General features: G+C 70.0%; 25 protein-coding genes. 22 read left to right on the top strand and 3 right to left on the bottom strand.

Annotated elements, in window-relative coordinates; genetic code table 11:
* The first annotated feature begins 20 nt into the window (after positions 1–20).
* The 12 genes from GKO32_RS24570 to GKO32_RS24515 all read left to right on the top strand — a co-directional run bounded on the left by GKO32_RS24570 (position 21) and on the right by GKO32_RS24515 (position 12,517).
* Positions 21–923 (top strand): glycosyltransferase family 2 protein, encoded by a 903-nt coding sequence (locus GKO32_RS24570; RefSeq protein WP_312868494.1) that lies wholly within the window; start codon positions 21–23, stop codon positions 921–923.
* Positions 920–3,076 carry a glycosyltransferase gene (locus GKO32_RS24565; protein ID WP_166459712.1) on the top strand — a complete coding sequence of 719 codons (2,157 nt, stop codon included), beginning with the start codon at positions 920–922 and terminating at the stop codon, positions 3,074–3,076. Before GKO32_RS24570 ends, GKO32_RS24565 begins: the two co-directional genes overlap by 4 nt.
* Before the next feature lie 33 nt (positions 3,077–3,109).
* Positions 3,110–3,466: a hypothetical protein gene (locus GKO32_RS24560; protein WP_312868493.1), complete on the top strand. Its 357-nt coding sequence runs from the start codon at positions 3,110–3,112 to the stop codon at positions 3,464–3,466.
* A complete protein-coding gene (locus GKO32_RS24555; protein ID WP_312868491.1) occupies positions 3,463–4,686 on the top strand; it encodes a lipopolysaccharide biosynthesis protein in 1,224 nt (407 codons plus the stop codon). The genes GKO32_RS24560 and GKO32_RS24555 overlap by 4 nt, the downstream gene beginning before the upstream one ends.
* Complete coding sequence (locus GKO32_RS24550; RefSeq protein ID WP_312868489.1) at positions 4,683–6,677, top strand: hypothetical protein; 1,995 nt, start codon at positions 4,683–4,685, stop codon at positions 6,675–6,677. Before GKO32_RS24555 ends, GKO32_RS24550 begins: the two co-directional genes overlap by 4 nt.
* Positions 6,674–7,213 (top strand): DapH/DapD/GlmU-related protein, encoded by a 540-nt coding sequence (locus tag GKO32_RS24545; RefSeq protein WP_246244581.1) that lies wholly within the window; start codon positions 6,674–6,676, stop codon positions 7,211–7,213. The genes GKO32_RS24550 and GKO32_RS24545 overlap by 4 nt, the downstream gene beginning before the upstream one ends.
* The gene (locus GKO32_RS24540) at positions 7,210–7,440 is read left to right on the top strand and encodes a hypothetical protein (protein ID WP_312868488.1); all 231 of its coding nucleotides are present in this window, start codon (positions 7,210–7,212) and stop codon (positions 7,438–7,440) included. The genes GKO32_RS24545 and GKO32_RS24540 overlap by 4 nt, the downstream gene beginning before the upstream one ends.
* 25 nt (positions 7,441–7,465) lie before the next feature.
* Complete coding sequence (locus tag GKO32_RS24535; protein WP_312868486.1) at positions 7,466–8,305, top strand: glycosyltransferase family 2 protein; 840 nt, start codon at positions 7,466–7,468, stop codon at positions 8,303–8,305.
* Between the two features lie 37 nt (positions 8,306–8,342).
* On the top strand, positions 8,343–9,155 hold the full coding sequence (locus GKO32_RS24530) for a glycoside hydrolase family 16 protein (protein WP_312868484.1): 813 nt from the start codon (positions 8,343–8,345) through the stop codon (positions 9,153–9,155).
* Between the two features lie 94 nt (positions 9,156–9,249).
* Positions 9,250–9,867 carry a malonic semialdehyde reductase gene (locus GKO32_RS24525; RefSeq protein WP_154759245.1) on the top strand — a complete coding sequence of 206 codons (618 nt, stop codon included), beginning with the start codon at positions 9,250–9,252 and terminating at the stop codon, positions 9,865–9,867.
* A gap of 74 nt (positions 9,868–9,941) precedes the next feature.
* The gene (gene thrS, locus GKO32_RS24520) at positions 9,942–11,978 is read left to right on the top strand and encodes a threonine--tRNA ligase (protein ID WP_312868483.1); all 2,037 of its coding nucleotides are present in this window, start codon (positions 9,942–9,944) and stop codon (positions 11,976–11,978) included.
* Entirely contained in the window at positions 11,975–12,517 is a 543-nt protein-coding gene (locus GKO32_RS24515; protein ID WP_312868482.1) for an HIT family protein, read from the top strand. The genes thrS and GKO32_RS24515 overlap by 4 nt, the downstream gene beginning before the upstream one ends.
* A 112-nt stretch (positions 12,518–12,629) precedes the next feature.
* Here GKO32_RS24515 and GKO32_RS24510 read toward each other — a convergent pair whose 3' ends face one another.
* Positions 12,630–13,178: a YceI family protein gene (locus tag GKO32_RS24510; protein WP_154759244.1), complete on the bottom strand. Its 549-nt coding sequence runs from the start codon at positions 13,176–13,178 to the stop codon at positions 12,630–12,632.
* 94 nt (positions 13,179–13,272) lie between these two features.
* On the opposite strand from GKO32_RS24510, the gene GKO32_RS24505 reads away from it, so the two are divergent.
* The 6 genes from GKO32_RS24505 (at position 13,273) to GKO32_RS24480 (ending at position 17,539) form a co-directional block, all read left to right on the top strand.
* The gene (locus tag GKO32_RS24505; RefSeq protein WP_154759243.1) at positions 13,273–13,782 is read left to right on the top strand and encodes a MarR family winged helix-turn-helix transcriptional regulator; all 510 of its coding nucleotides are present in this window, start codon (positions 13,273–13,275) and stop codon (positions 13,780–13,782) included.
* Between the two features lie 132 nt (positions 13,783–13,914).
* Positions 13,915–14,526, top strand: a complete 612-nt coding sequence (gene pgsA / locus GKO32_RS39285) for a phosphatidylinositol phosphate synthase (protein WP_154759242.1) — start codon at positions 13,915–13,917, stop codon at positions 14,524–14,526.
* Positions 14,523–15,437, top strand: a complete 915-nt coding sequence (locus GKO32_RS24495; protein ID WP_312868480.1) for a phosphatidylinositol mannoside acyltransferase — start codon at positions 14,523–14,525, stop codon at positions 15,435–15,437. The genes pgsA and GKO32_RS24495 overlap by 4 nt, the downstream gene beginning before the upstream one ends.
* Positions 15,434–16,573 carry a glycosyltransferase family 4 protein gene (locus GKO32_RS24490; protein ID WP_312868479.1) on the top strand — a complete coding sequence of 380 codons (1,140 nt, stop codon included), beginning with the start codon at positions 15,434–15,436 and terminating at the stop codon, positions 16,571–16,573. Before GKO32_RS24495 ends, GKO32_RS24490 begins: the two co-directional genes overlap by 4 nt.
* A complete protein-coding gene (locus tag GKO32_RS24485) occupies positions 16,570–17,064 on the top strand; it encodes a LemA family protein (protein WP_312868478.1) in 495 nt (164 codons plus the stop codon). The genes GKO32_RS24490 and GKO32_RS24485 overlap by 4 nt, the downstream gene beginning before the upstream one ends.
* Positions 17,065–17,074: 10 nt before the next feature.
* Positions 17,075–17,539, top strand: a complete 465-nt coding sequence (locus tag GKO32_RS24480; protein WP_154759240.1) for an XdhC family protein — start codon at positions 17,075–17,077, stop codon at positions 17,537–17,539.
* Positions 17,540–17,606: 67 nt separating this feature from the next.
* On the opposite strand, the gene GKO32_RS24475 is transcribed toward GKO32_RS24480, so the two are convergent.
* Positions 17,607–19,724, bottom strand: coding sequence for an elongation factor G-like protein EF-G2 (locus GKO32_RS24475; RefSeq protein ID WP_154759239.1), 2,118 nt, complete (start codon positions 19,722–19,724; stop codon positions 17,607–17,609).
* A gap of 200 nt (positions 19,725–19,924) precedes the next feature.
* Between GKO32_RS24475 and pdxS the strand changes: the two genes are divergently transcribed.
* Positions 19,925–20,839 carry a pyridoxal 5'-phosphate synthase lyase subunit PdxS gene (gene pdxS / locus GKO32_RS24470; RefSeq protein ID WP_312868477.1) on the top strand — a complete coding sequence of 305 codons (915 nt, stop codon included), beginning with the start codon at positions 19,925–19,927 and terminating at the stop codon, positions 20,837–20,839.
* A gap of 211 nt (positions 20,840–21,050) precedes the next feature.
* Here pdxS and GKO32_RS24465 read toward each other — a convergent pair whose 3' ends face one another.
* A complete protein-coding gene (locus GKO32_RS24465) occupies positions 21,051–21,245 on the bottom strand; it encodes a hypothetical protein (protein ID WP_154759237.1) in 195 nt (64 codons plus the stop codon).
* 110 nt (positions 21,246–21,355) lie between these two features.
* On the opposite strand from GKO32_RS24465, the gene pdxT reads away from it, so the two are divergent.
* The 3 genes from pdxT (at position 21,356) to GKO32_RS24450 (ending at position 23,433) form a co-directional block, all read left to right on the top strand.
* Complete coding sequence (gene pdxT / locus GKO32_RS24460) at positions 21,356–21,961, top strand: pyridoxal 5'-phosphate synthase glutaminase subunit PdxT (RefSeq protein WP_154759236.1); 606 nt, start codon at positions 21,356–21,358, stop codon at positions 21,959–21,961.
* 88 nt (positions 21,962–22,049) lie between these two features.
* Positions 22,050–22,799: a YebC/PmpR family DNA-binding transcriptional regulator gene (locus GKO32_RS24455; protein ID WP_154759235.1), complete on the top strand. Its 750-nt coding sequence runs from the start codon at positions 22,050–22,052 to the stop codon at positions 22,797–22,799.
* 100 nt (positions 22,800–22,899) lie between these two features.
* Positions 22,900–23,433 (top strand): DUF4262 domain-containing protein, encoded by a 534-nt coding sequence (locus GKO32_RS24450; protein ID WP_154759234.1) that lies wholly within the window; start codon positions 22,900–22,902, stop codon positions 23,431–23,433.
* Positions 23,434–23,455 lie beyond the last annotated feature (22 nt).

Genomic DNA, 23,455 nt, shown 5'->3' with positions numbered 1-23,455 from the left:
CCCCGAATCCCCCTGCCCCCGTGAGGAACCAGCGCGTGACGATCACCGATTCCCCGCGTCCCGTCACCGACGCCCGCGTTCCCGAGTTCGAAAATCTCGGTGACGCCATTTCCCGCGCCGCACGGCGCACCCCGAAACGCCGCCTCGAACCGGACGTGACGGTCATCGTCCCGGCCAAGAACGAGGCCGACAACCTGCGCGTCGTGCTGCCGGAGCTGCCGCCGGTGTCCGAGGTCATCGTCGTCGACGGGCATTCGGACGACGACACGCTGCGCGTGGCGCACGAGGCGCTGCCGGGCGTCCGCGTCCTCCAGCAAACCCGCCGTGGCAAGGGAAACGCGCTCGCGTGCGGGTTCGCCGCCGCCTCCGGCGACGTGATCGTCATGTTCGACGCCGACGGCTCCGCCGACCCGGCCGAGATCCCGCGGTTCGTGGACGCCCTCGTCGGCGGCGCGGATTTCGCGAAGGGCAGCCGGTTCGCCCCGGGCGGCGGCAGCGATGACATCACCGCGCTGCGCGCCGCGGGGAATTCCGGGCTGAACCGGTTGTCCAACACGTTGTTCAGCGGCGGGTTCACCGATCTTTGTTACGGCTACAACGCTTTCTGGCGTGATCTCGTGCCGGGCCTCGCGTTGCCGCCGGTGTTCGCCCCGGACGGGCCGGCCATGCGGTGGGGCGACGGGTTCGAGATCGAGACCGTGATCAACTGCCGCGCCGCCGCGCTCGGCCTGTGGATCACCGAGGTGCCCAGCGTCGAGCGCAAGCGCATCTACGGCGAGACGAACCTGCGTACGTTCTCCGACGGCGGGCGCGTGCTGCGCACCCTCGTCGCGGAATGGCAGCGCGTCGGCCGCCAGCGCCGCACCCGCCGGTTCGGCGAGTTCGCCCCCGCGATGATCGAAACCGTGGGCCAGAGACCATGAACACCACAGTCGTGATCTGCGCCTACACGCAGCGGCGCTGGGATGACGTGACCGCGGCACTCGCGGCGGTCGAGGCACAGACCGTGCCTGCCGGCGAGGTCATCCTCGTCATCGACCACAACCCGGAGCTCCAGCAGCGCGCTGCCGCGGAGTTCACCGGTGTGCTCGTGGTGGCGAATTCGGGGCGGCGCGGGCTTTCCGGGGCCCGCAACACCGCGATCGAGCTCGCCAAGGGCGACGTGCTCGTGTTCCTCGACGACGACGCCGTGCCCGAACGGGACTGGCTCGAAGAACTGCTCGCCGGGTATGAAGATCCGCGGGTGCTCGCCGTCGGCGGCGCGGCACGACCGGCCTGGCCGGACGGGGAACGCTCGCCGCTGCTGCCCGCGGGCGGCGGGGACGGGGAACTGGACTGGGTCGTCGGCTGCACCTACACCGGTCAGCCGCGCACCGAGGAGCCGGTCCGGAACCTCATGGGCTGCAACATGTCCTTCCGCCGTGAGGCCTTCCAGCTCGCCGGGTTGTTCACCGAGGACCTCGGCCGCGTCGGGCGCACCCCGCTGGGCTGCGAGGAGACCGAGCTGTGCATCCGGCTGCGGCAGGCTTCGCCGGGTGCGCTGATCCTGTTCCGCCCGTCGGCGGTGGTGCGCCACCGCGTCACGCCGGATCGGCTCACGTGGGGTTATCTGCGCCGACGTGGCTGGGGCGAGGGCATCTCGAAGGCGCTGGTGTCGCGGTCGGTCGGTGCCGACGCGGCACTGTCCACCGAGCGCGACTACCTGCGCCGGATCATCCCGGCGGCGATGCTGCGGGAATTCGCGAAACTGGTGCGCGGCAAGGGTTTCTCCGGGTTGCTCGCGCTGTTCGTGGTGGTCGGTGCGACCGCGGCGGGTTACCTGCGCGGCAAGCTGAGCCGGCACCGGCTGCGGATCCGGGTCAGCACCCCGAAACTCGTGCACGGCCCGATTCACGTGGCCACAGTGGACATCCGTGACCTGCCGGCGCGGCTGACGGTCCCGCCGCGGGCGGTGGGGCATTACCGCGCGGCGCAGGTGCTGGTGCGAGACGGCGAGCGCACCCTCGACGTGATGCTGCTGCCGGTACGCCACGGCGTGGTCCAGCTCGACGTGCTCGCCGCCGGAACTCCCGTCGTGGCCAGGGAAACCGGCTTCGAACGGCCGCTGATCAGCGTCGTGATCCCGACCGCGCACCGTAAGGCGCAAGCCGTCGAGAGCGTGCGCGCGGCGCTCGCCGCCGGTTACCCCGGTGAGCTGGAAATCCTGGTGGTGGACAACTTTCCGCCCCAGGAGGCCGGGGATGACTGGCTGCGTGGCGAGGTCGAGCGGCTCGGCGCGCGTTATCTGGTCGAGCCGCGCAAGGGGGTCAGCGTCGCCCGCAACACCGGTGCGGTGGCGAGTACCGGTGATTTCATCGCGTTTCTCGACGAGAACATCAGCGTGGAGCCAGGCTGGTTCGACGCCGTCGCCGAGGAGTTCGTCACCGACCCGGACCTCGGCTGCGTGACGGCGATGGTCCTGCCGGCGAGCCTGGAGACCGACGCCGAAGTCCTGTTCGAACGGCTCAAGGGGTACAGCCACACCGTCCACCGCCAGCGTCTCGACCGCGAGACCGTGCGCGAGGACCCGCTGTATCCGCTGTCGATGGCGCGCTACGGCCCCGGCAGCTGCACCACCTGGCGCCGCACCACGTTCGAGAGCCTGCGCGGGTTCGACCCGTTGCTCGGCGCGGGCACACCGTCGATGGCGGGGGAGGACCTGGACCTGTTCGTCCGGCTGGCCCGCGCGGGCGGCACCGTGGTCTACACCCCGCATGCGGTCGCGCGGCACACCCATCGCGCGGATTGGCTGGAGCTGCGCGAACAGATGCGCGGCTACGGTGTCGGGCTCGCGGCGATGCTGCTGCTGTCCATCGCGCGACGGCCGATCGGGGTCTTCTCGATCCTCCGCCACTTCCCGCGCGGCCTCGCGCGGCTGGCGGCACGCACGCCGGAGCTGCCGTTGTCGGACCGCGCGGCCCGCTCCCGGCTGCGGCAGCTGCGCCGCGACGAACGCTACGGTCTGCTCGGCGGCCCGCTCGCACTGGCCAAGGCTTGGAAACGGCACCGCGTGGACGCGCGGTCGCGCCCGCGGTAGAGAATTGCCGACGCGCCGAGTGGAAGGGTGGCAGTGGCCGAGCAGCTGAGGATCCGGCGGATCACGGCGTACTGCCTGCTCGGCATCTGTGTGCTCACCGCCTTGCTGATCACGCTGGACCTGGACACCCCGGTGCGGACGATCGCGGTGCTGCTGTTCCTCGGCACCGCCCCCGGCTGGGCGCTCATCTCCTACGTCAACGTGCGGCACCTGTCGGTCACCTGGATCAGCGCGGTCGGGCTGTCACTGTCGGCCGGGCTGATCGTGGCGCAGCTGCTGGTGCTCACGCATGCCTGGCATCCGGAGGCGGCGGTGCTGGGCATGGTGGTCGCGACCGCGGCGCTGCTGGTCCACCATGTGCTGCGCAGCCGGCCGCGGAGCGTTCCGTGACCGCGACAAAGCCCGCGCGCGGAATGGTCGCCGACGGCCTCGCGCTGTCGGCGAGTGCCGCGATCACCGCCGTCGCCGGGATGATCGGCTGGGTGCTCGCCGCCCGCCTGCTTCCCTCGGCGGAGGTCGGTGACACCTCCGCGTTCGTGTCCGGGTTCCTGCTCATCGCCGGGGTCGCCGAACTCGGTCTCGGCCCGGCCGTCCTGCGCTGGCTGCCGCGTGCGGGCGCGCAGAACCGGCGCCTGCTGCGCCGGGGTTACCTCGCGGTCCTGCTCGGCGGGCTCGCCGGGTCGGTGGTGTTCGTGCTGGTGCCCGCGGGCGCCGACGTCGTGCACCGGCTCCCGGCCGGGGCGCTGCTGTTCATCCCGGCCGCGGTGGGCTGGACGTTGTTCCAGTTCCAGGACGCGGTGCTCACCGGACTGGGCCAGGCGCGCTGGGTGCCGGTGGAGAACGGCTCGTTCAGCGTGCTGCGGCTGGCGCTGCTGGGCGCGCTCGCCCCGGTGGCCGGCGCGCTCGGGCTGGTGCTGTCGTGGATGGTGCCGACGGTGCTCGGCGTCGTCATCGTGACCGTGCTGGTGTTCCGGCGGGTGCGCCCCGGCCGCGATCCCGGCGCGCTGCCGGACCGGCGCGAGATCGTGCGGCTGCTCGCGCCGACGTATCCGGCGACCGTGTGCGTGGTGGTGCTGTACAACCTGGTGCCGCTGATCATCCTGCACCGGTTCGGCGCCGAGGCGAACGCCGTGTTCTTCGTGGTCTGGACCGCGATCAATGCAGTCGACGTCGCCGCCACCGCGTTCGTCAACCCGCTCGTCGTCCGGCTCTCGGCCGAACCCGGGCACACCCGCGGCCTCGTGCGCGACGCGGGCAAGCGGCTGTTCCTCGTGTTCGCGCCGGTGCTGCTCCTCGGCGGCGTGCTGGCGAGCGTGCTGCTGGCGATCTTCGGCCCGGAGTACACCCAGGGCACCGGCCTGCTGCGCATCCTGCTCGCCGCACAGCTGCCGCGGCTGGCCGTCGTGCTGGGCGTCGCGGTGCAGCTGGCGGCGGGCCGGGGGATCGGGGTCGCGGCATTGCACGCGACGACCGCGCTGACCGCCGTCGTGCTCGCTCTCGTGCTGCCCAGCCAGCTCGCGTTCGGGGTGGGAATGCTTGTGGCACAAGGTGTTCTCGCGGTCGTGGTGCTCGCCGGCCTGCGCGCCCGGCTCGCGGGGGCGCGCCCGTGACGAACCTGCCCACCCGGCTGCTGCGGCCGTTCCGCCCGAACCGGCCGGTCCGCCGTTACCCTGGCCGCAACCAGCCGGTGCACTATTCGCCGCCGAGCAGCCCGACCCGCTACATCCCGGCCGCCGGGAAGCTCACCCCACCCGACGGTGAGCCACCGCGCCGCGCGGTCGAGTCACGGCCGCGCCTCGGACAGGGGGCGGGCCGGCCCGCGATCCTGGCCGACCCGTTCGCCGGGCCCGCGCTCGCCGGGGTCGCGCTGATCCTGTGGGTCGTCGGGCTGCATCCGATCCCGCCGTCGCAGATCGGCGGCATGGGCATCGTGGCCGAGCTGTCGATCCCGACCCTGCTGTCGTACCCGATCCTGGTCGCCGCGGTCGTGCTGGAACTGCTGCGCTACACCCCGCGCACGCTCTTCCTGTCCACGTACACGCTGCTCGGCGTCGTGTTCGTGTACGGCCTGCAGCCGGCCGTGGAAGAGGTCGCGCGGCTCCCGGTCGGCTGGCTGCACGTCGGGTTCGCCGACTACATCGCCACCCACGGCGACATCCTGCACAACTACGACGCGCGGTTCTCCTGGGCCGGGTTCTTCTCACTCGTCGCGATGGTCACCAAGGCGGCCGGGATTCCCGACGCGGTGCCGCTCCTGAACTGGGCACCCGTGGTGCTGTCCGGGCTGATGGTGCTCGGCGTACGGGCGCTGGCCGTCTCGGCGCTGGGAAACCGCCGCGCGTCCTGGATCGCGCCGTGGATCTTTCTCGCCGCCGACTGGACCGAGCAGGACTATTTCTCCCCGCAGGGCGTCGCGATGGTGCTGCTGCTGGCCGCGCTGACGCTGACCTTCCGGCATCTGGTCCGGCCACGGCTGACCGAACCGGTCAAGGCCCGGCTGCGCGCGCGCCTGGCACCGCGGTCGAGTCCGAAGGCCCGGCTGGTGGCGCAGGGCGCGGTGGTGCTGATCGGGATCGCGCTCGCGTTCACCCACCAGCTCACCCCGTTCCTGCTCGGCGTGCTGCTGCTGCTCGTGCTGCTGTTCGCCCGGCTGTGGCCGGCGTGGCTGCCGTTTCTCGTGCTGGGCGCCGCGGTCATCTGGTTCTCCCTCGGCGCCTCGGAATTCTGGAGCGGGCAGCTGATCCAGATGATCCTCAGCCCGTTCGGCGATGTCAGCTCGTCCGTCGACGAAGGGATCGTGAACCGCTTCGCCGGTGGCACCGGGCATCTCATCGTGCTCGCCGTCCGGGTCGGGATCACGGTGTTCGTGATGGGCCTTGCCGCGGTGGGCATCGTGCTGATGCGCCGGGACTCGCTGCGCTCATGGCTGCTGCCGGTGTTGTGCCTCGCGCCGTTCGGGATCGCGGTCGCCCAGCCCTATGGCGGCGAGGTGTTCATGCGCTGCTTCCTGTACTCGCTGCCGATTCTGGCGCTGCCCGCCGCGCTCGCACTGGAACGCGCGGCGACCAGCGCGCGCCGGATGCGCTGGCGCAACCGGCCGGTCAGGACCATGGTGCTGGCCGCGGTTCCGTGGCTGGTGCTGACCGGGCTGATCGCCACGACCGTCACCGCGCGCGGCGGCAACGACGCCTACACCAGCTTCACCCGCAGCGACATCGCCGCCGCGGCGTGGGGTGTCGGGCAGGCGCAACCGGGTCAGCGGGTGGACTCGCTGGTGAACTCGGTGCCGCTGTCGTTCGCCAGGGTCGGCGAGGTGTCACAGTACGAAGTGGACGGTTACTGCACGCGGCTCGACCAGCTCGATCCGCTCACCGCGTGTATCCGCGAGAAGGGGCCGGACTATCTCGTGCTCACCCCGCCCCAGCTGGCCTACCTCAAGATCTTCGACGGCGTCCCGGCCGACTACGGTGATCGCCTCGTGAAAGCGTTGGAGGGCACCGGCCTGTACCGGCTGGCCTTCAATGACAACGACTCGCTGGTGCTGGCCAGGACCGCACCCGCGGAGAGCATCGTCCAGGGCAGTGGTGGAGGAACCAGTTGAGCAATGCGAGCCGGCTGATGAACCAGGTCCGGATCGAGCTGTGGGCGATGACCGTGGGGGTGCTCGTCAACGCGGTGCTGGGCAGCGCGCTCATGCCGCGCCCGCTGCGGCTGGTGGGTTACCGCCTCCTGGGCGCGCGCGTGCGCTCGGGCAACATCTTCCCCGGCCTGCGCGTCCACGGGCCGATGCGCAACCTGGAGATCGGCAGACGCACGTTCCTCAACGCCGAGTGCTACTTCGAGCCGGTGGCGCCGATCCGGATCGGGGAGGCCTGCCAGTTCGGCCCGCAGGCGATGATCATCACCTCGCACCATCCGACGCTGCCCGACGGCAGGGTGTCCCGCGTCGCCGAGGGCCGCCAGGTCCGGATCGGCGACCGGGTGTGGGTCGGCGCGCGCGCTCAGATCCTGCCCGGTGTGCACATCGCCGACGATGTCGTGATCGCCGCCGGCGCAGTGGTGACCCGCGACTGCCCGGAGCCGGGCGTGTACGCCGGGGTCCCGGCGCGGCTCGTGCGGAAGACTGTGCCCACGTGAATTCCGCTGATGTCCTGACCCTGGCCACCGCGATCCTCGGGGTGGCGCTGCTCGCCGTGCTCATCGTCCGCACGGTGCTCAAGGAACTCGCCGTCGGCCGCCGCTCGACCGACTCGGCCAGCGCGCGCACCGACCGGGTCCGCACGCTCGACGTGGTGGCCGTCGTGCTGACCGTGCTGACCGTGATCGGCGCGGTCTGGCGGATCGTCGTGGGGCTGACGGTATGAGGCGGTTACGAGAGGAGGAGCCGTCGTGAGCACGCCCGCGATCTCCGTGTGCGTCCCCGCGTACCAGGCCGAGCGCTACCTGGCCGGCACCGTGCGCAGCGTACTTTCCCAGTCCTTCACCGATTTCGAACTCGTCGTGCTCGACAACGCCTCCACCGACCGCACCCCCGAGATCCTCGCCGGGTTCGCCGATCCCCGGCTTCGCGTGGTGCGCAACGAAAACGTGCTGCCGCTCGCGGACAACTGGAACCGGGCGGTCGCCGAAACGCGGGCCCCGCTGGTGAAACTCGTGTGCGCCGACGATCTGCTGCATCCGCATTGCCTGCGGCGCCAGCACGAGGTGCTCGACCCGGGCCTCGCGCTCGTGTGCAGCCGCCGCGACCTGATCAACGAGCAGGGCACGGTGATCAGCCGCAACCGGGGGCTGCGCGGCTTGCTCGGCAGGCAGGCCAGCACCGACGTCGTCCGCAAGATCGTCCGGCACGGCGGCAACCCGCTCGGTGAGCCGGGTGGCGCGCTGTTCCGCCGCGAGCATTTCGAGAAGGTCGGCGGGTTCGACGCGCGGTGGCGGTTTCCGATGGATCTGGCGCTGTGGATACGGCTGCTGGAGTTCGGCGACTTCTTCGGCAACCGGGAGTCACTGGCCGCGTTCCGCGTCGGCCGCGGTTCGGTCTCGGCGCGGGCCCAGCGCGCGGAGTACGCCGAGCAGCGCACCCTCAGCGAAAGCCTCGCGTCATCACCCGATTGGCAGGTCCGCAAACGCGACCGGCTCGTGGGAGTAGCGAAGGCGCCCGGCGCGCGACTACGCCGTCAGGCCCTGTTCCTGCTGGCCAAGCACCAGGCTGAGCGGAGTTCGGGCGAATAGTGACCGCCACCCGTACGAGGGATGTATTTTGTCGCCCGTGAAACGTCGGGTGATCGTCGTCATGATGTGCGCCGTGCTGGCCGTGGGCGTCGTGTTCGCGGTGCGCGCGGTGGCGGCGCGGTTCGACTCGTCCGAGGCGAAGGAGCTCGGCCCGGCGCCCGGTTCGAACCTGCCGAGCGTGCTGCCCACTCGGCCGCCGAGCAGTGAGGCCGCGGTCGCGCAGAACTGGCAGCGCGTCGACGGCGACGAGTTCACCGGCCCGAAACCCGCGACCAGCTGGCGGGTCTACGACGGATACCACGCGGCGTCGAAGGAAACGTGGAGTGCCCGGCAATGCCGCGTGTCCGGCGGGGTGCTGACGATCACCGGGGCGGCCGACGATGCCGGCACCACCTGTGGCCTGGCGTGGAAACAGAACCGGACGTTCGGCCGGTGGGAGATCCGCGCCCGGTTCCCCGCCCCCGCCGACGCGGGCTTCAACCCGGTGTTCCTGCTCTGGCCAGCCGACGACGCGAACTGGGCGCAGACCGGCGAGATCGATTTCGCGGAGGAGTACGACCCGGCCCGGCAGTATGTGCAGAGCTGGTTGCACGGCCCCGGCAACACCGACGGCGGCTACCAGCAGAGCCACCCGTTCGACATGACGCAGTGGCACAACTACGCGGTGGACTGGCAGCCCGACCGGATCACCCTCTACCTCGACGGCGAGCCGTGGGGCGCGTACCTGGACAAGCAGTTCATCCCGCAGCAGCCGATGCACCTGGTGATCCAGCAGAACTACAATCGCAAGCATCCCGGCGCCCCGCTGGAGTCCTCCGTGCAGATCGACTGGGTGCGCCTCTACGGCTGAGTGACCAGCCGCACAGCCCTGCCGGGAAATAGTCAAGCGCTCAACAATGTAGGTTCTCTGTGGAAGGTAACCCGAGTTGTCACAGGGAGTTCGCATGACTTCGACCGCCAGCCTGGCCGACGCGCTGAACCTGCCGCAGGACGTGCAGGACCTGCTGTTCCGTGAGGCACGGACCGCCAACACGTTCAGCGACGAGCCGGTGTCCGACGAGCAGATCCAGGCGATCTACGACCTCGTCAAGTGGGCGCCGACCTCGATGAACACCCAGCCGCTGCGGGCACTGGTCGTGCGTACCCCGGAGGGCAAGGAGCGGCTGCTGCCGCACATGTCCGAGGGCAACCGCGCCAAGACCGGAACCGCACCGGTGACCGTCGTGCTCGCCGCCGACACCGACTTCCACGAGAACCTGCCCAAGACCTTCCCGCACAAGCCGGACGCGAAGGACATGTTCGCCGGCAGCGAGGAGGCCCGTGAGGGCTTCGCGCGGCTGAACTCGCTGCTGCAGGTCGGCTACTTCATCATCGGCATCCGCGCCGCCGGCCTGGCCGCCGGCCCGATGACCGGCTTCGACGCCGCGGGCATCGACAAGGAGTTCTTCGCCGACCGCAAGTGGAAGTCCCTGGTCGTGGTGAACGTGGGCAAGCCCGGCGAGAACCCGTGGTTCGACCGGCTGCCGCGGCTGGACTACGACGAGGTCGTCGAAACCGCCTGAACTCCCTGGCGGAAACCCGGTGGCGGACGGCGGATAGCATCGATGGGTAACCACTTCGTCCAAGGGAGCCCATCGTGAACCAGCCGTCGTCCGCCGTAGCCGCACCCGCTTCGAGCGTGGTGGTGCCGGCCGGGACTACGGCCGGAGCCGCGATCCGCGAAGCGGGCCTGCCCACCAAGGGGCCGGACACGGTCGTCGTCGTCCGCGACCCCGAGGGCCGGTTGCGGGACCTCGCCTGGGCGCCCGAGTCCGACACCGAGGTCGAGCCGGTCGCGGCGAGCACCGAAGACGGCCGCAGCGTCATCCGGCACTCGGCCGCGCACGTGCTCGCGCAGGCTGTCCAGCAGCAGTTCCCCCAGGCCAAGCTCGGCATCGGCCCGCCGGTGCGGGACGGGTTCTACTACGACTTCGCGGTCGACACCCCGTTCACCCCCGAGGATCTGCAGGCGCTGGAGAAGCGCATGAAGCAGATCATCAAGGGCGCGCAGCAGTTCTCGCGCCGCCGCTTCGATTCGCCCGAGCAGGCGCGCGAGGAGCTGGCGAACGAGCCGTTCAAACTGGAGCTGATCGACCTCAAGTCCAGCACGGACACAGTGGATACCTCCGAAATCATGGAGGTCGGCGCCGGTGAGCTGACCATCTACGACAACCTCGACCCGCGCACGAAGGACCGGGTCTGGAGCGACCTGTGCCGTGGTCCGCACGTGCCGACCACGAAGTACATCCCGGCCTTCAAGCTGACCAGGGTCGCTGCCGCGTACTGGCGCGGGGACGAGAAAAACCCGCAGCTGCAACGGATCTACGGCACCGCGTGGGAGTCCCAGGAAGCCCTCGACGCGTACGTGGAGATGCTCGCCGAGGCCGAGCGCCGCGACCACCGCAAGCTCGGCGCGGAGCTCGACCTGTTCTCGTTCCCGGACGAGCTGGGTTCCGGCTTGCCGGTGTTCCATCCCCGCGGCGGCATCATCCGGCGTGAGCTGGAGGCTTACTCGCGGCAGAAGCACCAGGAGCACGGCTACGAGTTCGTGAACACCCCGCATATCAGCAAGGGCGGGCTGTTCGAGACCTCCGGGCACCTGCCGCACTACGCCGACGGCATGTTCCCGCCCATGCACCTGGAGGGCGCGGACTATTACGTCAAGGCGATGAACTGCCCGATGCACAACCTGATCTTCCGCTCGCGCGGGCGTTCCTACCGCGAGCTGCCGCTGCGGCTGTTCGAATTCGGGTCGGTGTACCGCTACGAGAAGTCCGGTGTGGTGCACGGGCTGACCCGCGTGCGCGGGATGACCCAGGACGACTCGCACATCTACTGCACCAAGGAACAGATGCAGGGCGAGTTGCGCTCGTTGCTGACCTTCGTGCTGGACCTGTTGCGTGACTACGGGCTCGACGACTTCTATCTGGAGCTGTCCACCCGCGGTGACTCGGACAAGTTCATGGGCGAGCCCGAGGAGTGGCAGGAGGCCACCGAGGCGCTGCGCCAGGCCGCGGAGTCTTCGGGCCTGGAACTGGTGCCGGACCCGGGCGGCGCGGCGTTCTACGGGCCGAAGATCTCCGTGCAGGCCAAGGACGCGATCGGCCGGTCGTGGCAGATGTCGACCATCCAGCTGGACTTCAACCAGCCCAAGCGGTTCGAACTGAGCTACCAGGCCGCCGACGGTTCGCGGCAGCAGCCGGTGATGATCCACCGGGCGTTGTTCGGGTCGATCGAGCGGTTCTTCGGGGTGCTCACCGAGCACTACGCCGGCGCCTTTCCGGCCTGGCTCGCACCGGTGCAGGCGGTCGGCATCCCGATCGCCGACGAGCATGTCGACCATCTTCGCGGGGTCGAGAAAGCCTTGCGCGCCAAGGGGATTCGCGTCGAGGTCGACACCAGTGACGACCGGATGCAGAAGAAGATCCGTACGCACACCACGCAGAAGGTGCCGTTCCTGTTGCTGGCAGGCGGCAAGGACGTCGAGGCGGGCGCGGTGTCGTTCCGGTTCCGCGACGGCAGCCAGATCAACTCGGTGCCGGTGACCGCGGCGGTGGAGGCGATCGCGGGGTGGGTCGCGCGCCGGGAGAACGGCTCCCCGACGGCGGAGGCGTTCGAGGCGGTTCTGGGGTGAGCAGGCCCGACTTCGTTCCCCAGGATGGGATCGGGGTCCCCGATGCGCTCCAGCGGTTGTGGACCCCGCACCGCCTTGCCTACGTGCAGGGGCAGGACAAGCCCGAGGGCGATGATCCGGAGGGCTGCCCGTTCTGCCGGCTGCTCGGGCTGCCGGACGAAGAGGCCCTGATCGTCGCGCGGGGCGAGCAGGTCTGGGCGGTGCTGAACCTGTACCCGTACAACCCGGGGCATCTGATGGTGTTGCCGTACCGGCATGTGGCGGACTATCCGGATTTGAGCGTGGAGGAGACCGCGGAGCTGGCCGAGTTCACCCAGCACGCGATGACGGTCATCCGCTCGGTGTCGGGTGCGCACGGGTTCAACATCGGGATGAACCAGGGCGTGATCGCGGGCGCCGGGATAGCCGCCCACCTGCACCAGCACATCGTCCCCCGCTGGGGCGGCGACGCGAACTTCATGCCGGTCATCGGCCACACGAAGGTGCTGCCCCAGCTCCTGGGCGAGACCCGCGCCCTGCTGGCCGCCGCCTGGAAATAGGACCCCGCTACACCGGCCGAGAGTTCCTGGCCATTGTGCGTGCGCCGAGGCCGGATAACCGCCTAGGAAAACGGCCGGTTCCGCCGCGGGAACCGGCCGTTTCCGGTGCGGCTCAGGCCTGCAGCCCGGCCTCGATGTCCAGCTCGATCTTGATCTTGTCGCTGACCACCGCGCCCGGCACGCCCGCGCCGATGCCGAAGTCGCCGCGGCTGATCTCGGTCGACGCCGAGATGCCGAGGACCTTGCTGCCCGGCGCCATGCCGTCGCCGAAGCCGCCGAGTTCCGCGGCCAGGGTGACCGGCTTGGTGACACCGTGGATGGTCAGGTCACCATCGATGAGGTAGTCGCCACCGTCGACGCGGACGCCGGTCGAGGTGAACGTGATCGTCGGGAACTGCTCGACGTCGAGGAAGTCCGCGCTGCGGACGTGACCGTCGCGCTGCTCGTTGTTCGTGTCGATGCTGGTGGCCTGGATGGTGGTGGTCACCGTCGAGTCGAGCACGTTTTCCGCGGTGACGATCGTGGTGTCGACCTGGTCGAAACGGCCGCGGACCTTGGAAACGCCCAGGTGGCGGACGGTGAAGGTGACGTCGGAGTGCGCACTGTCGATCTTCCAGGTACCAGTGGTGTAGCCCGGGATCTCGGTCGTGGGGGCGCTCATGCAAGCTCCTTTTGAATGTCTTGTTGGCTGTTGAGCTCTCAACCACACTGTAGCAAAGCTGATTGAGGGTTCAACGACAGGTAGGATTGTCCGTATGTCGGGAACTCGGTGGCTCACGGACGAGCAGCAACGCGTCTGGCGTTCCTTCGGGGCGGCGGTCGACATGGTCCGCGGCCATGTGGACAGCCAGCTCCAGCGCGACTCCGGCATGCCCCACACCTACTACGAAGTGCTCGCCGCCCTGTCCGAGGAACCGGGCCACATGCTGCGCATGAGCGAGCTCGCCGAGCGCTGTCGCTCCTCCCGCAGCCGGCTTTCGCACGCGGTGGCGCGACTGGAGGAGTCCGGCTGGGTCAGCCGTACCAACTGCCCGACCGACAAGCGCGGCGCCTTCGCGAGGCTGACCGACGAGGGCCTCGCAGCCATCGAAGCCGCCGCGCCCGGCCATGTCGAGGCCGTCCGCGAGGCACTGTTCGATGTGCTGACCCCGGACCAGACGCGGGCACTGGGTGAGATTTCCGACGCGATCCGTGGCCGGCTGGGCAGGCAATGCGGCGCCGCACTCGCCGAAGCCGACGCCGCCGAGGCAGCAGCGGAACCCTGATCTGCCCCATTGGGCGCGCCGCGGCGCTCGCCCGCGGCACGAGGTGGATAGGCTTCGCAGGAACCATCTCCGACCCCGCAGCCAGGTGACGTTGACCGCGATGAGCACGCCCGCCCCCGCACCCCAGATCTGATGCTGAACATCTTCGCGCGCGCTTCGGTGTCCCGCGCCCTCGATCCACTCGGCAAGGTGCTGTTGCGCGCCGGGGTCACGCCGAACGTCATGACGGTGATCGGCACAGCCGGTGCCGTCGCGAGCGCCATCGGCTTCTTCCCCGCCGGGTTGCTGCTGTGGGGCACGTTCACGGTGTGGGGTTTCGCCATGCTGGACCTGCTCGACGGCGCGATCGCACGGGCCCGCGGGCACGGCACCCCGTTCGGCGCCACCCTGGACGCGACGTGCGACCGCCTCGTCGACGGCGTGCTGTTCGCCGCGATCGCCTGGTGGTGCTTCGCCGACTGGGGCAACTCCCGCGCCGCCGCCGCGACGCTCCTGTCGCTCGTGCTGGGCCAGGTGATCTCCTACGTCAAGGCGCGCGCCGAGGCGTCCGGGCTCAGCGCGGACGGCGGACTGATCGAGCGCGCCGAGCGCCTCATCATCGCGCTCGTCGGGACCGGACTGCAGGGCTTCGGTCTGCCGTACCTCGTCGAGGCAACCCAGTGGCTGCTCGCGGTGCTGTCCGCGGTGACCCTGATCCAGCGCATGTTCTCCCTCGCGGACTCCGCGCGGAAGGCACATCCGTGAGGTTCACCCAGCACGCGAGCGATCTCGGCTACGCCGCCGGCTGGCGGCTGGTCCGGCGGCTGCCCGCCGGGTTCGCCGATGCCGCGTTCGCGCTGGGGGCGGATTTCGCGACGCGCCGCCGCGGCGGCGGGGTGCGGCAGCTGCGCCGCAACCTCGCCCGGGTCGTACCGCAGGCCGGGGCCGCCGAGCTGGACGAGCTGACCCGCGACGCGATGCGGTCGTACGCGCGATACTGGCAGGAGGCGTTCCGGCTGCCCGCGATGGACGTCACGCTCATCCGGCGCGGATTCGCGCTCACCGGCGCGGAAAACCTCGACGCCGCGCTGGCCGAGGGTAACGGCGCGGTGGTCGTCTTGCCCCACATGGGAAACTGGGATGTCGCGGGGCTGTGGCTGGTCGGCTACGCGGGTTCGTTCACCACGGTGGTGGAGCGGCTGCGGCCCGACTCGCTGTACCGCAGGTTTGTGGCCTACCGCGAGTCGCTCGGGTTCGAGATCGTGCCGGCGGACGGTGGCGCCGGCTCGTTCCGGTTACTGCTGCAACGGTTGCGGGAGAACAAGATCGTGTGCCTCGTCGGTGACCGTGATCTCTCGGGCTCCGGCGTGCCGGTCGAATTCTTCGGTGAGCGCACGAAAATGCCACCTGGTGCCGCGCGGCTCGCCCTGAGCACCGGTGCTGCGCTGCTGCCTGCCGGCTGCTGGTTCACCGAGGACGGCTGGGGCGCGCGGGTGCATCCGCGCATCCGGGTCACCTCGCGGTCCGAGGTGCCCGCCGCCGTGCAGGCGACGGCCGACATCTTCGCGGGGGACATCGCGGCACATCCCGCCGACTGGCACATGCTGCAGAAGCTGTGGACGGCCGACTTCGAGGGCGATACCGCCGCCGAGGCGGTCCGGGAGGCGGCGGGGTGAAGATCGGCATCGTCTGCCCGTATTCGTTCGACGTCCCTGGCGGGGTGCAGGGACACGTGGTCGACCTCGCCCGTGCGCTCATCGCCCGCGGGCACGAAGTGTCCGTGCTCGCGCCCGCCGACGAGGACGCCGTCCTGCCGGACTTCGTGCATCCCGCGGGCAAGGCGCTCGGCATCCCGTACAACGGCTCGGTCGCGCGGCTGCAGTTCGGCCCGGTGTCCTATGCCCGCGTGCGCCGGTGGCTGCGTGACGGCAATTTCGACGTGCTGCACCTGCACGAGCCTGTCGCGCCCAGCCTGTCGCTGCTCGCGCTCAAGGTCGCCGACGGCCCGATCGTCGCGACGTTCCACACCTCGACCCCGCGATCGCGCACACTCTCGGCGTTCCAGCCGGTGCTGCGGCCGTTGCTGGAGAAGATCACCGCCCGGATCGCGGTGTCGGCGCTCGCGCGGCGGGTCCAGGTCGAACACGCCGGTGGCGACGCGGTCGAGATCCCCAACGGGGTGGACGCCGGTTTCTTCGCCCGGGCGTCCCCTTTGGACGGCTACCCGCGGGCGGGCGGCACGCTCGGTTTCGTCGGCCGGTTCACCGAACCCCGCAAGGGAATGGCGGTACTACTCGACGCGGCACGGCGGATCCTGCCGGAATTCCCGAACCTGGAAATTCTGGTCGTCGGCCGCGGAGAGCCGGACGAGCTGCGCCGGATGGCCGGCCCGGAGCTGGCAGCGCACCTCGTGTTGCTGGGCCAGGTCGACGACGAGACGAAGGCGCGCGCGTTGCGAAGTATCGACGTCTACTGCGCGCCGAACCTCGGTGGCGAGAGCTTCGGCATGATTCTGACCGAGGCGATGGCCGCGGGCACCGCGGTCGCCGCCAGTGGGCTGGACTCGTTCCGCCGGGTGCTCGACGACGGCCGCGCCGGGGTGCTCACCCCCCCCGGTGACGCGGAGGCGCTGGCCGGTGCGCTGCGCGAACTGCTGCACGATCCCGCGCGCCGCGGCTCACTCGCCGCGGCCGCGGGGGAGCGGGTGGCGATCTACGACTGGCCGGTCGTGGTGACGCAGGTGCTGCGCGTGTACGAGACGGCGGTCGCGGCCGATCCGCGCCGGGTCAGCGCACAGGACGTGCCGTCGTGAACGCGTTGCTGTGGCTGATGGTGGTGCTCGCCGCGGTCATCGTGCTCGGCGGGCTTTTCCTGGTGGCGACGGCGAACCGGCTCGACCGCCTGCATGTCCGGCTCGACGCGGGCTGGGCGGCGCTGGACGCGGCACTCGCACGGCGCGCGGTGGTCGCCCGCGCGGTGGCCGCGGGTGCGCTGCCCGGCGACGAAGCGGCGGCCGTACTGCGGGCCGCCGACGACGCGGAAGCCGCGCCGCGCCCGGAACGTGAGGCGGCGGAGAACGAGCTGACCAAACAACTCGCCCTGATCCGGCGCGAACAGTTGCCGTCGCGGCTGGCGGACGAGCTGGCCGACGCCGAGCACCGCGTCGTCATCGCGCGGCGCGTGCACAACGACGCCGTGCGCGACACGCTCACCTTGCGGCGCCGGCGGAAAGTCCGGTACTTCAAGCTCGCCGGGACGGCGCCGCAGCCCGAGTACTTCGAGATCGTGGAACCAGAGTTGTAGCTTGGGGGCCATGACGGACCCTTCCTGCGCGGTCGCCCACGGCGAGGCCGAGGTGAAGACCGAAACCCGCACGCTGGTGGCGGTGTTCGACACCCCGGTCGCCGGCTACCTGCTCAAGTACGGCGCCGACCTGGGTTATCGCACGGTGCTGCACGATCCGAAGGACGGCGAGCTGCCCGAGCTGGACGGCACCACGGACGTCGTCGTCACCGACCACCATCGCGACGAACTCGGCGAGGTGCTGCGTGACGTGCTCGTCCACCCGGTGCGATGGGTCGGCGTGATGGGCAACCCGCGCCACCCGGGCCCGCATGTCGAAGCCCTGCGGCAGCTCGGTGTGCCGCCCGCGCAGATCGACCGTGTGCACCGGCCGATCGGGCTGAACATCGGCTCGCGCACCCCGCCGGAGATCGCGATCGCCACGCTGGCGGGTTTGCTCGCCGACCGCAACGACCGCCCCGGCGGTTTCTTCTGACGCGAGTTGAGCTTTCCCGGTGCGCGAGTTGAGCTTTCGTGTTGTCCGAGTTGAGCGTTCGCGGTGGCTAGCCGGTCTTCACTCCGTCCGGCATCGGGTCGAAGCGCGCGTGCCGCCGGGTGAAGGTGGCCGTACCCGAGGTCAGCGACCGCAAGTCCGTCGCATAACGCAACAACTCCGTCGCCGGGACCTCGGCGCGGACCAGGGTGCGCCCGCCGTGGGCCGATTCCGTGCCGAGCACCCGGCCGCGTCGTGACGACAGGTCGCCCAGCACCGTGCCCAGATGCTCGTCCGGCAGCAGCACCGTGACCGCGTCCACCGGCTCCAGCAACGAAATCCGGCCCGCCGCGGCGGCGTCCTTGAGTGCCAGCGCACCCGCCGTCTGGAACGCCGCGTCGGAGGAGTCGACGCTGTGTGCCTTGCCGTCGACGAGCGTCACCCGGATGTCGACCACGGGATTGCCCGACGCCAGCCCGCGCTGCAACTGCGCGCGCACCCCCTTTTCCACGCTGGGGATGAACTGATGTGGCACCGCGCCGCCGACGATCCGGTCCACGAACTCGAAACCCCCACCCCGCGGCAGCGGCTCGACCTCGATATCGCACACGGCGTACTGCCCGTGCCCGCCGGACTGCTTCACATGCCGGCCGTGGCCCTTCGCCGGGCTCGCGAACGTCTCGCGCAGGCTGATCTTCACCGGTTCCGTGTCGACCTCGGCGCCGCCGGCCCGCAACCGCGACAACACGACGTCGGCGTGTGCCTCGCCCATGCACCACAGCACGAGCTGGCTCGTCTCGGCGTTGCGCTCCAGCCGCAGCGTCGGATCACCCGCGACGAGCCGGGAAAGGTTACGCGCCAACGCATCCTCGTCGCTGCGGTTGTGCGCCACGATCGCCACCGGCAGCAGCGGCTCCGGCATGGTCCACGGCCGCATCAGCACCGGATCCTCCGGTGAGGACACCGTGTCCCCGGTTTCGGCCGACCCGATCTTGGTGAGCGCACACAGGTCTCCGGCCACGCAGTACGGCACCTCGCGCAGGTTCGCGCCCAGCGGTGAGTACAGGTGCGCGACCCGTTCGTCGGCGTCGTGGTCGGAGTGACCGCGCTCGGCGAGCCCGTGCCCCGAGACGTGCACGGGATGTTCCGGCCGCAGCGTCCCGGAAAAGACGCGGACCAGCGAGACACGCCCGACGTAGGAGTCCACGGCCGTCCGCACGACCTCCGCCGCCAGCGGTCCGCCCGGATCGGCGCGCAGCTCGTCATGCGGGCCGCCGTCGACGCCGCGGACCTTGGGCACCGGATGTTCCAGCGGGGACGGGAACGCGCGGGTGATCCCGTCGAGCAGCTCGGCGAGGCCGAGCCCGCTGGTCGCGCACACCGGGATGACGGGGTGGAAAGTGCCACGCGCGACGGCGGTTTCCAGATCGGAGATCAACGTCGCCTCGGGGATCTCCTCGCCTTCGAGGTAGCGGTCCATCAGACCCTCGTCCTCGCTCTCGGCGATGATTCCCTCGATGAGCTCGTTGCGGGCCTGCGCCATTCGTTCCAGGTCAGCCGGGTCGGGCTCGGCGAGCACCGGCGGGTAGCCGCCGGAGTAGTCGTAGCGCTGTTGCGTGATGAGCCCGATCAGGCCGGGCCCGTCTCCGGTGGCGGGCAGGTACAGCGGCAGCACCCCGGCGCCGAACGCCTCCTGGCACGCGGCGATTTCGCCGGTCACGTCGGCCCGGTGGTGGTCGGTCCTGGCGATGACCACGGCCCGTGGCATGCCGACCGCGGCGCACTCCTCCCACAGCGTCACCGTCGCCGGGTCCACGCCCTCGGCCGCGGACACCACGAACAAGGCGGCGTCCGCGGCGCGCAACCCGGCCCGCAGCTCGCCGACGAAATCGAAATAACCGGGGGTGTCGATCAGGTTGACCTTGTAACCCTTGTGCAGCACCGGTGCCACCGACAGGCCGACCGAACGCTGCTGCCGCACCGCGGCCGGATCGTGGTCGCACACCGTGGTGCCCTCCACGACGGAACCGGCCCTGCTCACGGTGCCGGACACCGCGAGCAGGGCCTCGGTGAGCGTCGTCTTGCCCGAACCGGACGGGCCTACCAGGACGACGTTGCGCAGCATGCGGGGATCGCCGACAGCGACCGCGGCCCCGGCATCACCGTTTCTCGTCTGCTTCTCGGCCATGGCGTGGCCTCCCCGGGGAAGTCTGCTAGTGGTGTGCCCTCGATCACACACCCGTCGGACGCGCCCCGGCAACCCCGTGTTCACCACGACCCGCCATGGTGGCGAAAGTGGCCTTCCGAAATCGCGGCTTACTGGCCTGGGGAACCGGTCCACCTGGACCTAGAATAGGTGCGTACCCCAGATTCGAAAGGCGTTCTGTCGTGTCCGAAGTTCAAGCCCCTGGTTCGCCCGAGTCCGAGCGCGGGACCGCGCGCGTCAAGCGTGGGATGGCCGAGATGCTCAAGGGCGGCGTGATCATGGATGTGGTCACCGCCGAGCAGGCGAAAATCGCCGAGGACGCGGGTGCGGTGGCCGTGATGGCGCTGGAGCGCGTGCCGGCCGACATCCGTGCGCAGGGCGGGGTGGCGCGGATGAGTGATCCCGATCTGATCGACGGCATCATCGAGGCCGTGTCGATCCCGGTGATGGCCAAGGCGCGGATCGGGCATTTCGTCGAGGCGCGGGTGCTGCAGTCGCTCGGCGTGGACTACATCGACGAGTCCGAGGTGCTCACCCCGGCCGACTACGCCAACCACATCGACAAGTGGGCGTTCACCGTGCCGTTCGTGTGCGGGGCGACGAACCTGGGCGAGGCGCTGCGCCGGATCAACGAGGGCGCGGCGATGATCCGTTCGAAAGGCGAGGCGGGCACCGGCGACGTGTCCAACGCGACCACGCACATGCGCAAGATCCGCGCCGAGATCAAGCGGCTGACGTCGCTGCCGGAGGACGAGCTGTACGTCGCGGCGAAGGAGCTGCAGGCGCCGTACGAGCTGGTCCGCGAGGTGGCCGAGCGCGGGAAGCTGCCGGTGGTGCTGTTCACCGCGGGCGGCATCGCGACCCCGGCGGACGCGGCGATGATGATGCAGCTCGGCGCCGAGGGCGTGTTCGTGGGCTCGGGCATCTTCAAGTCGGGCAACCCGTCGAAGCGCGCCGAGGCGATCGTCAAGGCCACCACTTTCCACGACGACCCGGACGTGATCGCGAAGGTCTCCCGCGGCCTCGGCGAGGCCATGGTCGGCATCAACGTCGACGACGTGCCCGAACCGCACCGCCTGGCCGACCGCGGCTGGTAACCGGCGGGGTCGCGCGAGCCGGATGCTCGACGCCGGGCCCGGCTCCAGGCATCCCGGTTCTCGCGAACGGAGGCCGCGATGACCTCACGGGGTACGCCGCCCGCCCGGCGAGTACCGGCCCGTCGGAGGAACTCGGCCATGGCCGGGCCATCGGCGAACTCAGCCCGCTGGCGGCCGAGGTACGCCTCGAGGCTGGACGAGCCGTCCTCGATCATGGGATGTCCAGGCGAGCTTCGCCCGCATCGCGGGTGGCGCGGATGGTTTCCGTGATGAGTTCGCCGGAAATGCCACCGGCGCGATACCGGTCGAGCTCTTCGAGAAGTGCGGCCATGGTCGTGCCGTCGGCGAACTCGGCGCGCCGGCGGTCGAGACAGGCCTCCAGGTCGGTGGTACTGCCGTCGGTCATGGGGTCAAGGCTAGCGCCCGGCACCGACAGGAAACCGCGTCGTTGTGCGTACGTGTCGCGGCCGGACGCGGTGTGAATGTGCAGCTTAGAGTGGGTATGAGGGAGGCCGGATGGAACCGCTGATCGGGGTCCTCGCGTTGCAGGGTGACGTGCGTGAGCACATCGCCCTGCTCGAGCGTGCGGGTGCCCGTGCCGTGCCGGTGCGGAGGCCGGCGGAGCTGGCCGGGGTGGACGGGCTCGTGCTGCCCGGTGGCGAGTCGACCACGATGTCGCGCCTGCTCGAAACCTTCGAGCTGCTCGAACCCGTGCGGGAAAGGATCGCCGGAGGCATGCCTGCCTACGGGTCGTGCGCGGGCATGATCCTGCTGGCGCGCCAGGTCCTCGACGGGCGGCCCGACCAGCGCCAGCTCGACGGTCTCGACGTGGTCGTGCGGCGCAACGCCTTCGGCAGGCAGGTCGACTCCTTCGAGGCCGATCTCGACTTCGCGGGTCTCGACGGCGGCCCCGTGCATGCCGTGTTCATCCGGGCCCCCTGGGTGGAGAAGGCCGCCGACGGGGTGGAGATACTGGCGCACACGGCCGCGGCCGGTGACCAGGCGGCTAGGATCGTCGCGATCCGGCAGGGCCCGGTGCTGGCCACCGCGTTCCATCCGGAGCTCACGGGGGACGAGCGCGTGCACCGGCTCTTCGTGAAGATGGTGCACGAAACGAAGTAGATGGAGGAGAGATGAGCGGCCACTCCCGCGTTGGGGATGTCACAGTGGCTACAACCAAGCCTCCGTCAACACGAAGCATGGAGGAGACATGAGCGGCCACTCGAAGTGGGCTACAACCAAGCACAAGAAGGCCGCCGTCGATGCCAAGCGTGGCAAGCTGTTCGCGAGACTCATCAAGAACATCGAGGTCGCCGCGCGGACCGGCGGGGGCGACCCGGACGGCAACCCGACGCTGTACGACGCCATTCAGAAGGCGAAGAAGAACTCCGTCCCGCAGGACAACATCGAGCGCGCCCGCAAGCGTGGCGGTGGTGAAGAGGCCGGCGGCGCCGACTGGCAGAACATCACGTACGAGGGCTATGGCCCCAACGGTGTCGCGGTGCTCATCGAGTGCCTCACCGACAACCGCAACCGCGCCGCCTCGGAGGTGCGGACCGCGCTGACCCGCAACGGGGGCTCGCTCGCCGACCCGGGCTCGGTGGCGTACCTGTTCAACCGCAAGGGCGTCGTGCTCATGCCGAAGAACGATCTCGCCGAGGACGACGTGCTGCTCGCCGTACTCGACGCGGGAGCCGAGGAGGTCAACGATCTCGGCGACAGTTTCGAGATCGTCTCCGAGGCCACCGATCTCGTCGGCGTGCGGAAAGCCTTGCAGGAAGCGGGATTCGACTACGAGTCCGCGGAGGCGAGCTTCCTTCCGTCGGTCAATGTGCCGCTGGACGCCGAAGGTGCGAAGAAGGTTTTCAAACTGATCGACGCCCTCGAGGACTGTGACGACGTGCAGAACGTCTACGCCAATTTCGATGTGTCCGACGAGGTGCTCGCCGAAGTCGGCTGAGACGTCGGCGAAGCTCGATCGGCTGAAAAATCCCGGTATGCCAGGCATACCGGGATTTTTTGTGTGGTGACACTGTCCGTGTGCGAGCCCATCCGGCACAATGGCCGCCGTGACCACCGAGACGACCTCCGAAGTGCTCGCCCCCGAAGATCATGAGCTGCTCGAGTGGATCGTGTCCGAGGCGGAGCGCAGAGGCAACGCGGTCATCTCGGTTCCCAGTGATGACAAGGGATCCGGCTACTGCTTCACCGCATGCGTGTGGGCGATGCACAACGTCCCGGAGGCCGTCGTCATCGGGCTGCCCGAGCAGATGGCCAACGTTCTGCTCGACGCCTATGTGGACCGCGCGGCCACCGGCGGCGCGTTCGAGCCCGGCCAGGTGTGCACGGAGTTCTTCGACGGCGTGCCGGTGATCTTCGAGCGGGTGAATCCCGGGCACTACCCGGAGTACTTCGGCAGCGCGTTCCTCGTCTACCCCGACGGCGACTTCCCCGCGTTGCAGATCATCGTGCCCACCCCGGAAGGCAGGTGGCCGTGGGATGCCGACGCGCCAGAGGGTTTCGCCGAATGGCAGCCCGTGCTGACCGATTCCGGCCGCCCCGAGAGCTGGACGCCCGGCGTCGACGGTCCATAGTGGACATTGCGCCGTCCCCGGC

It is taken from the genome of Amycolatopsis pithecellobii, assembly GCF_009707865.1.
Classification (GTDB): Bacteria; Actinomycetota; Actinomycetes; order Mycobacteriales; family Pseudonocardiaceae; genus Amycolatopsis_E; species Amycolatopsis_E pithecellobii.
The sequence above is the reverse complement of the archived record's forward strand: the minus strand, read 5'-3'. Positions and strand labels throughout refer to the sequence as shown.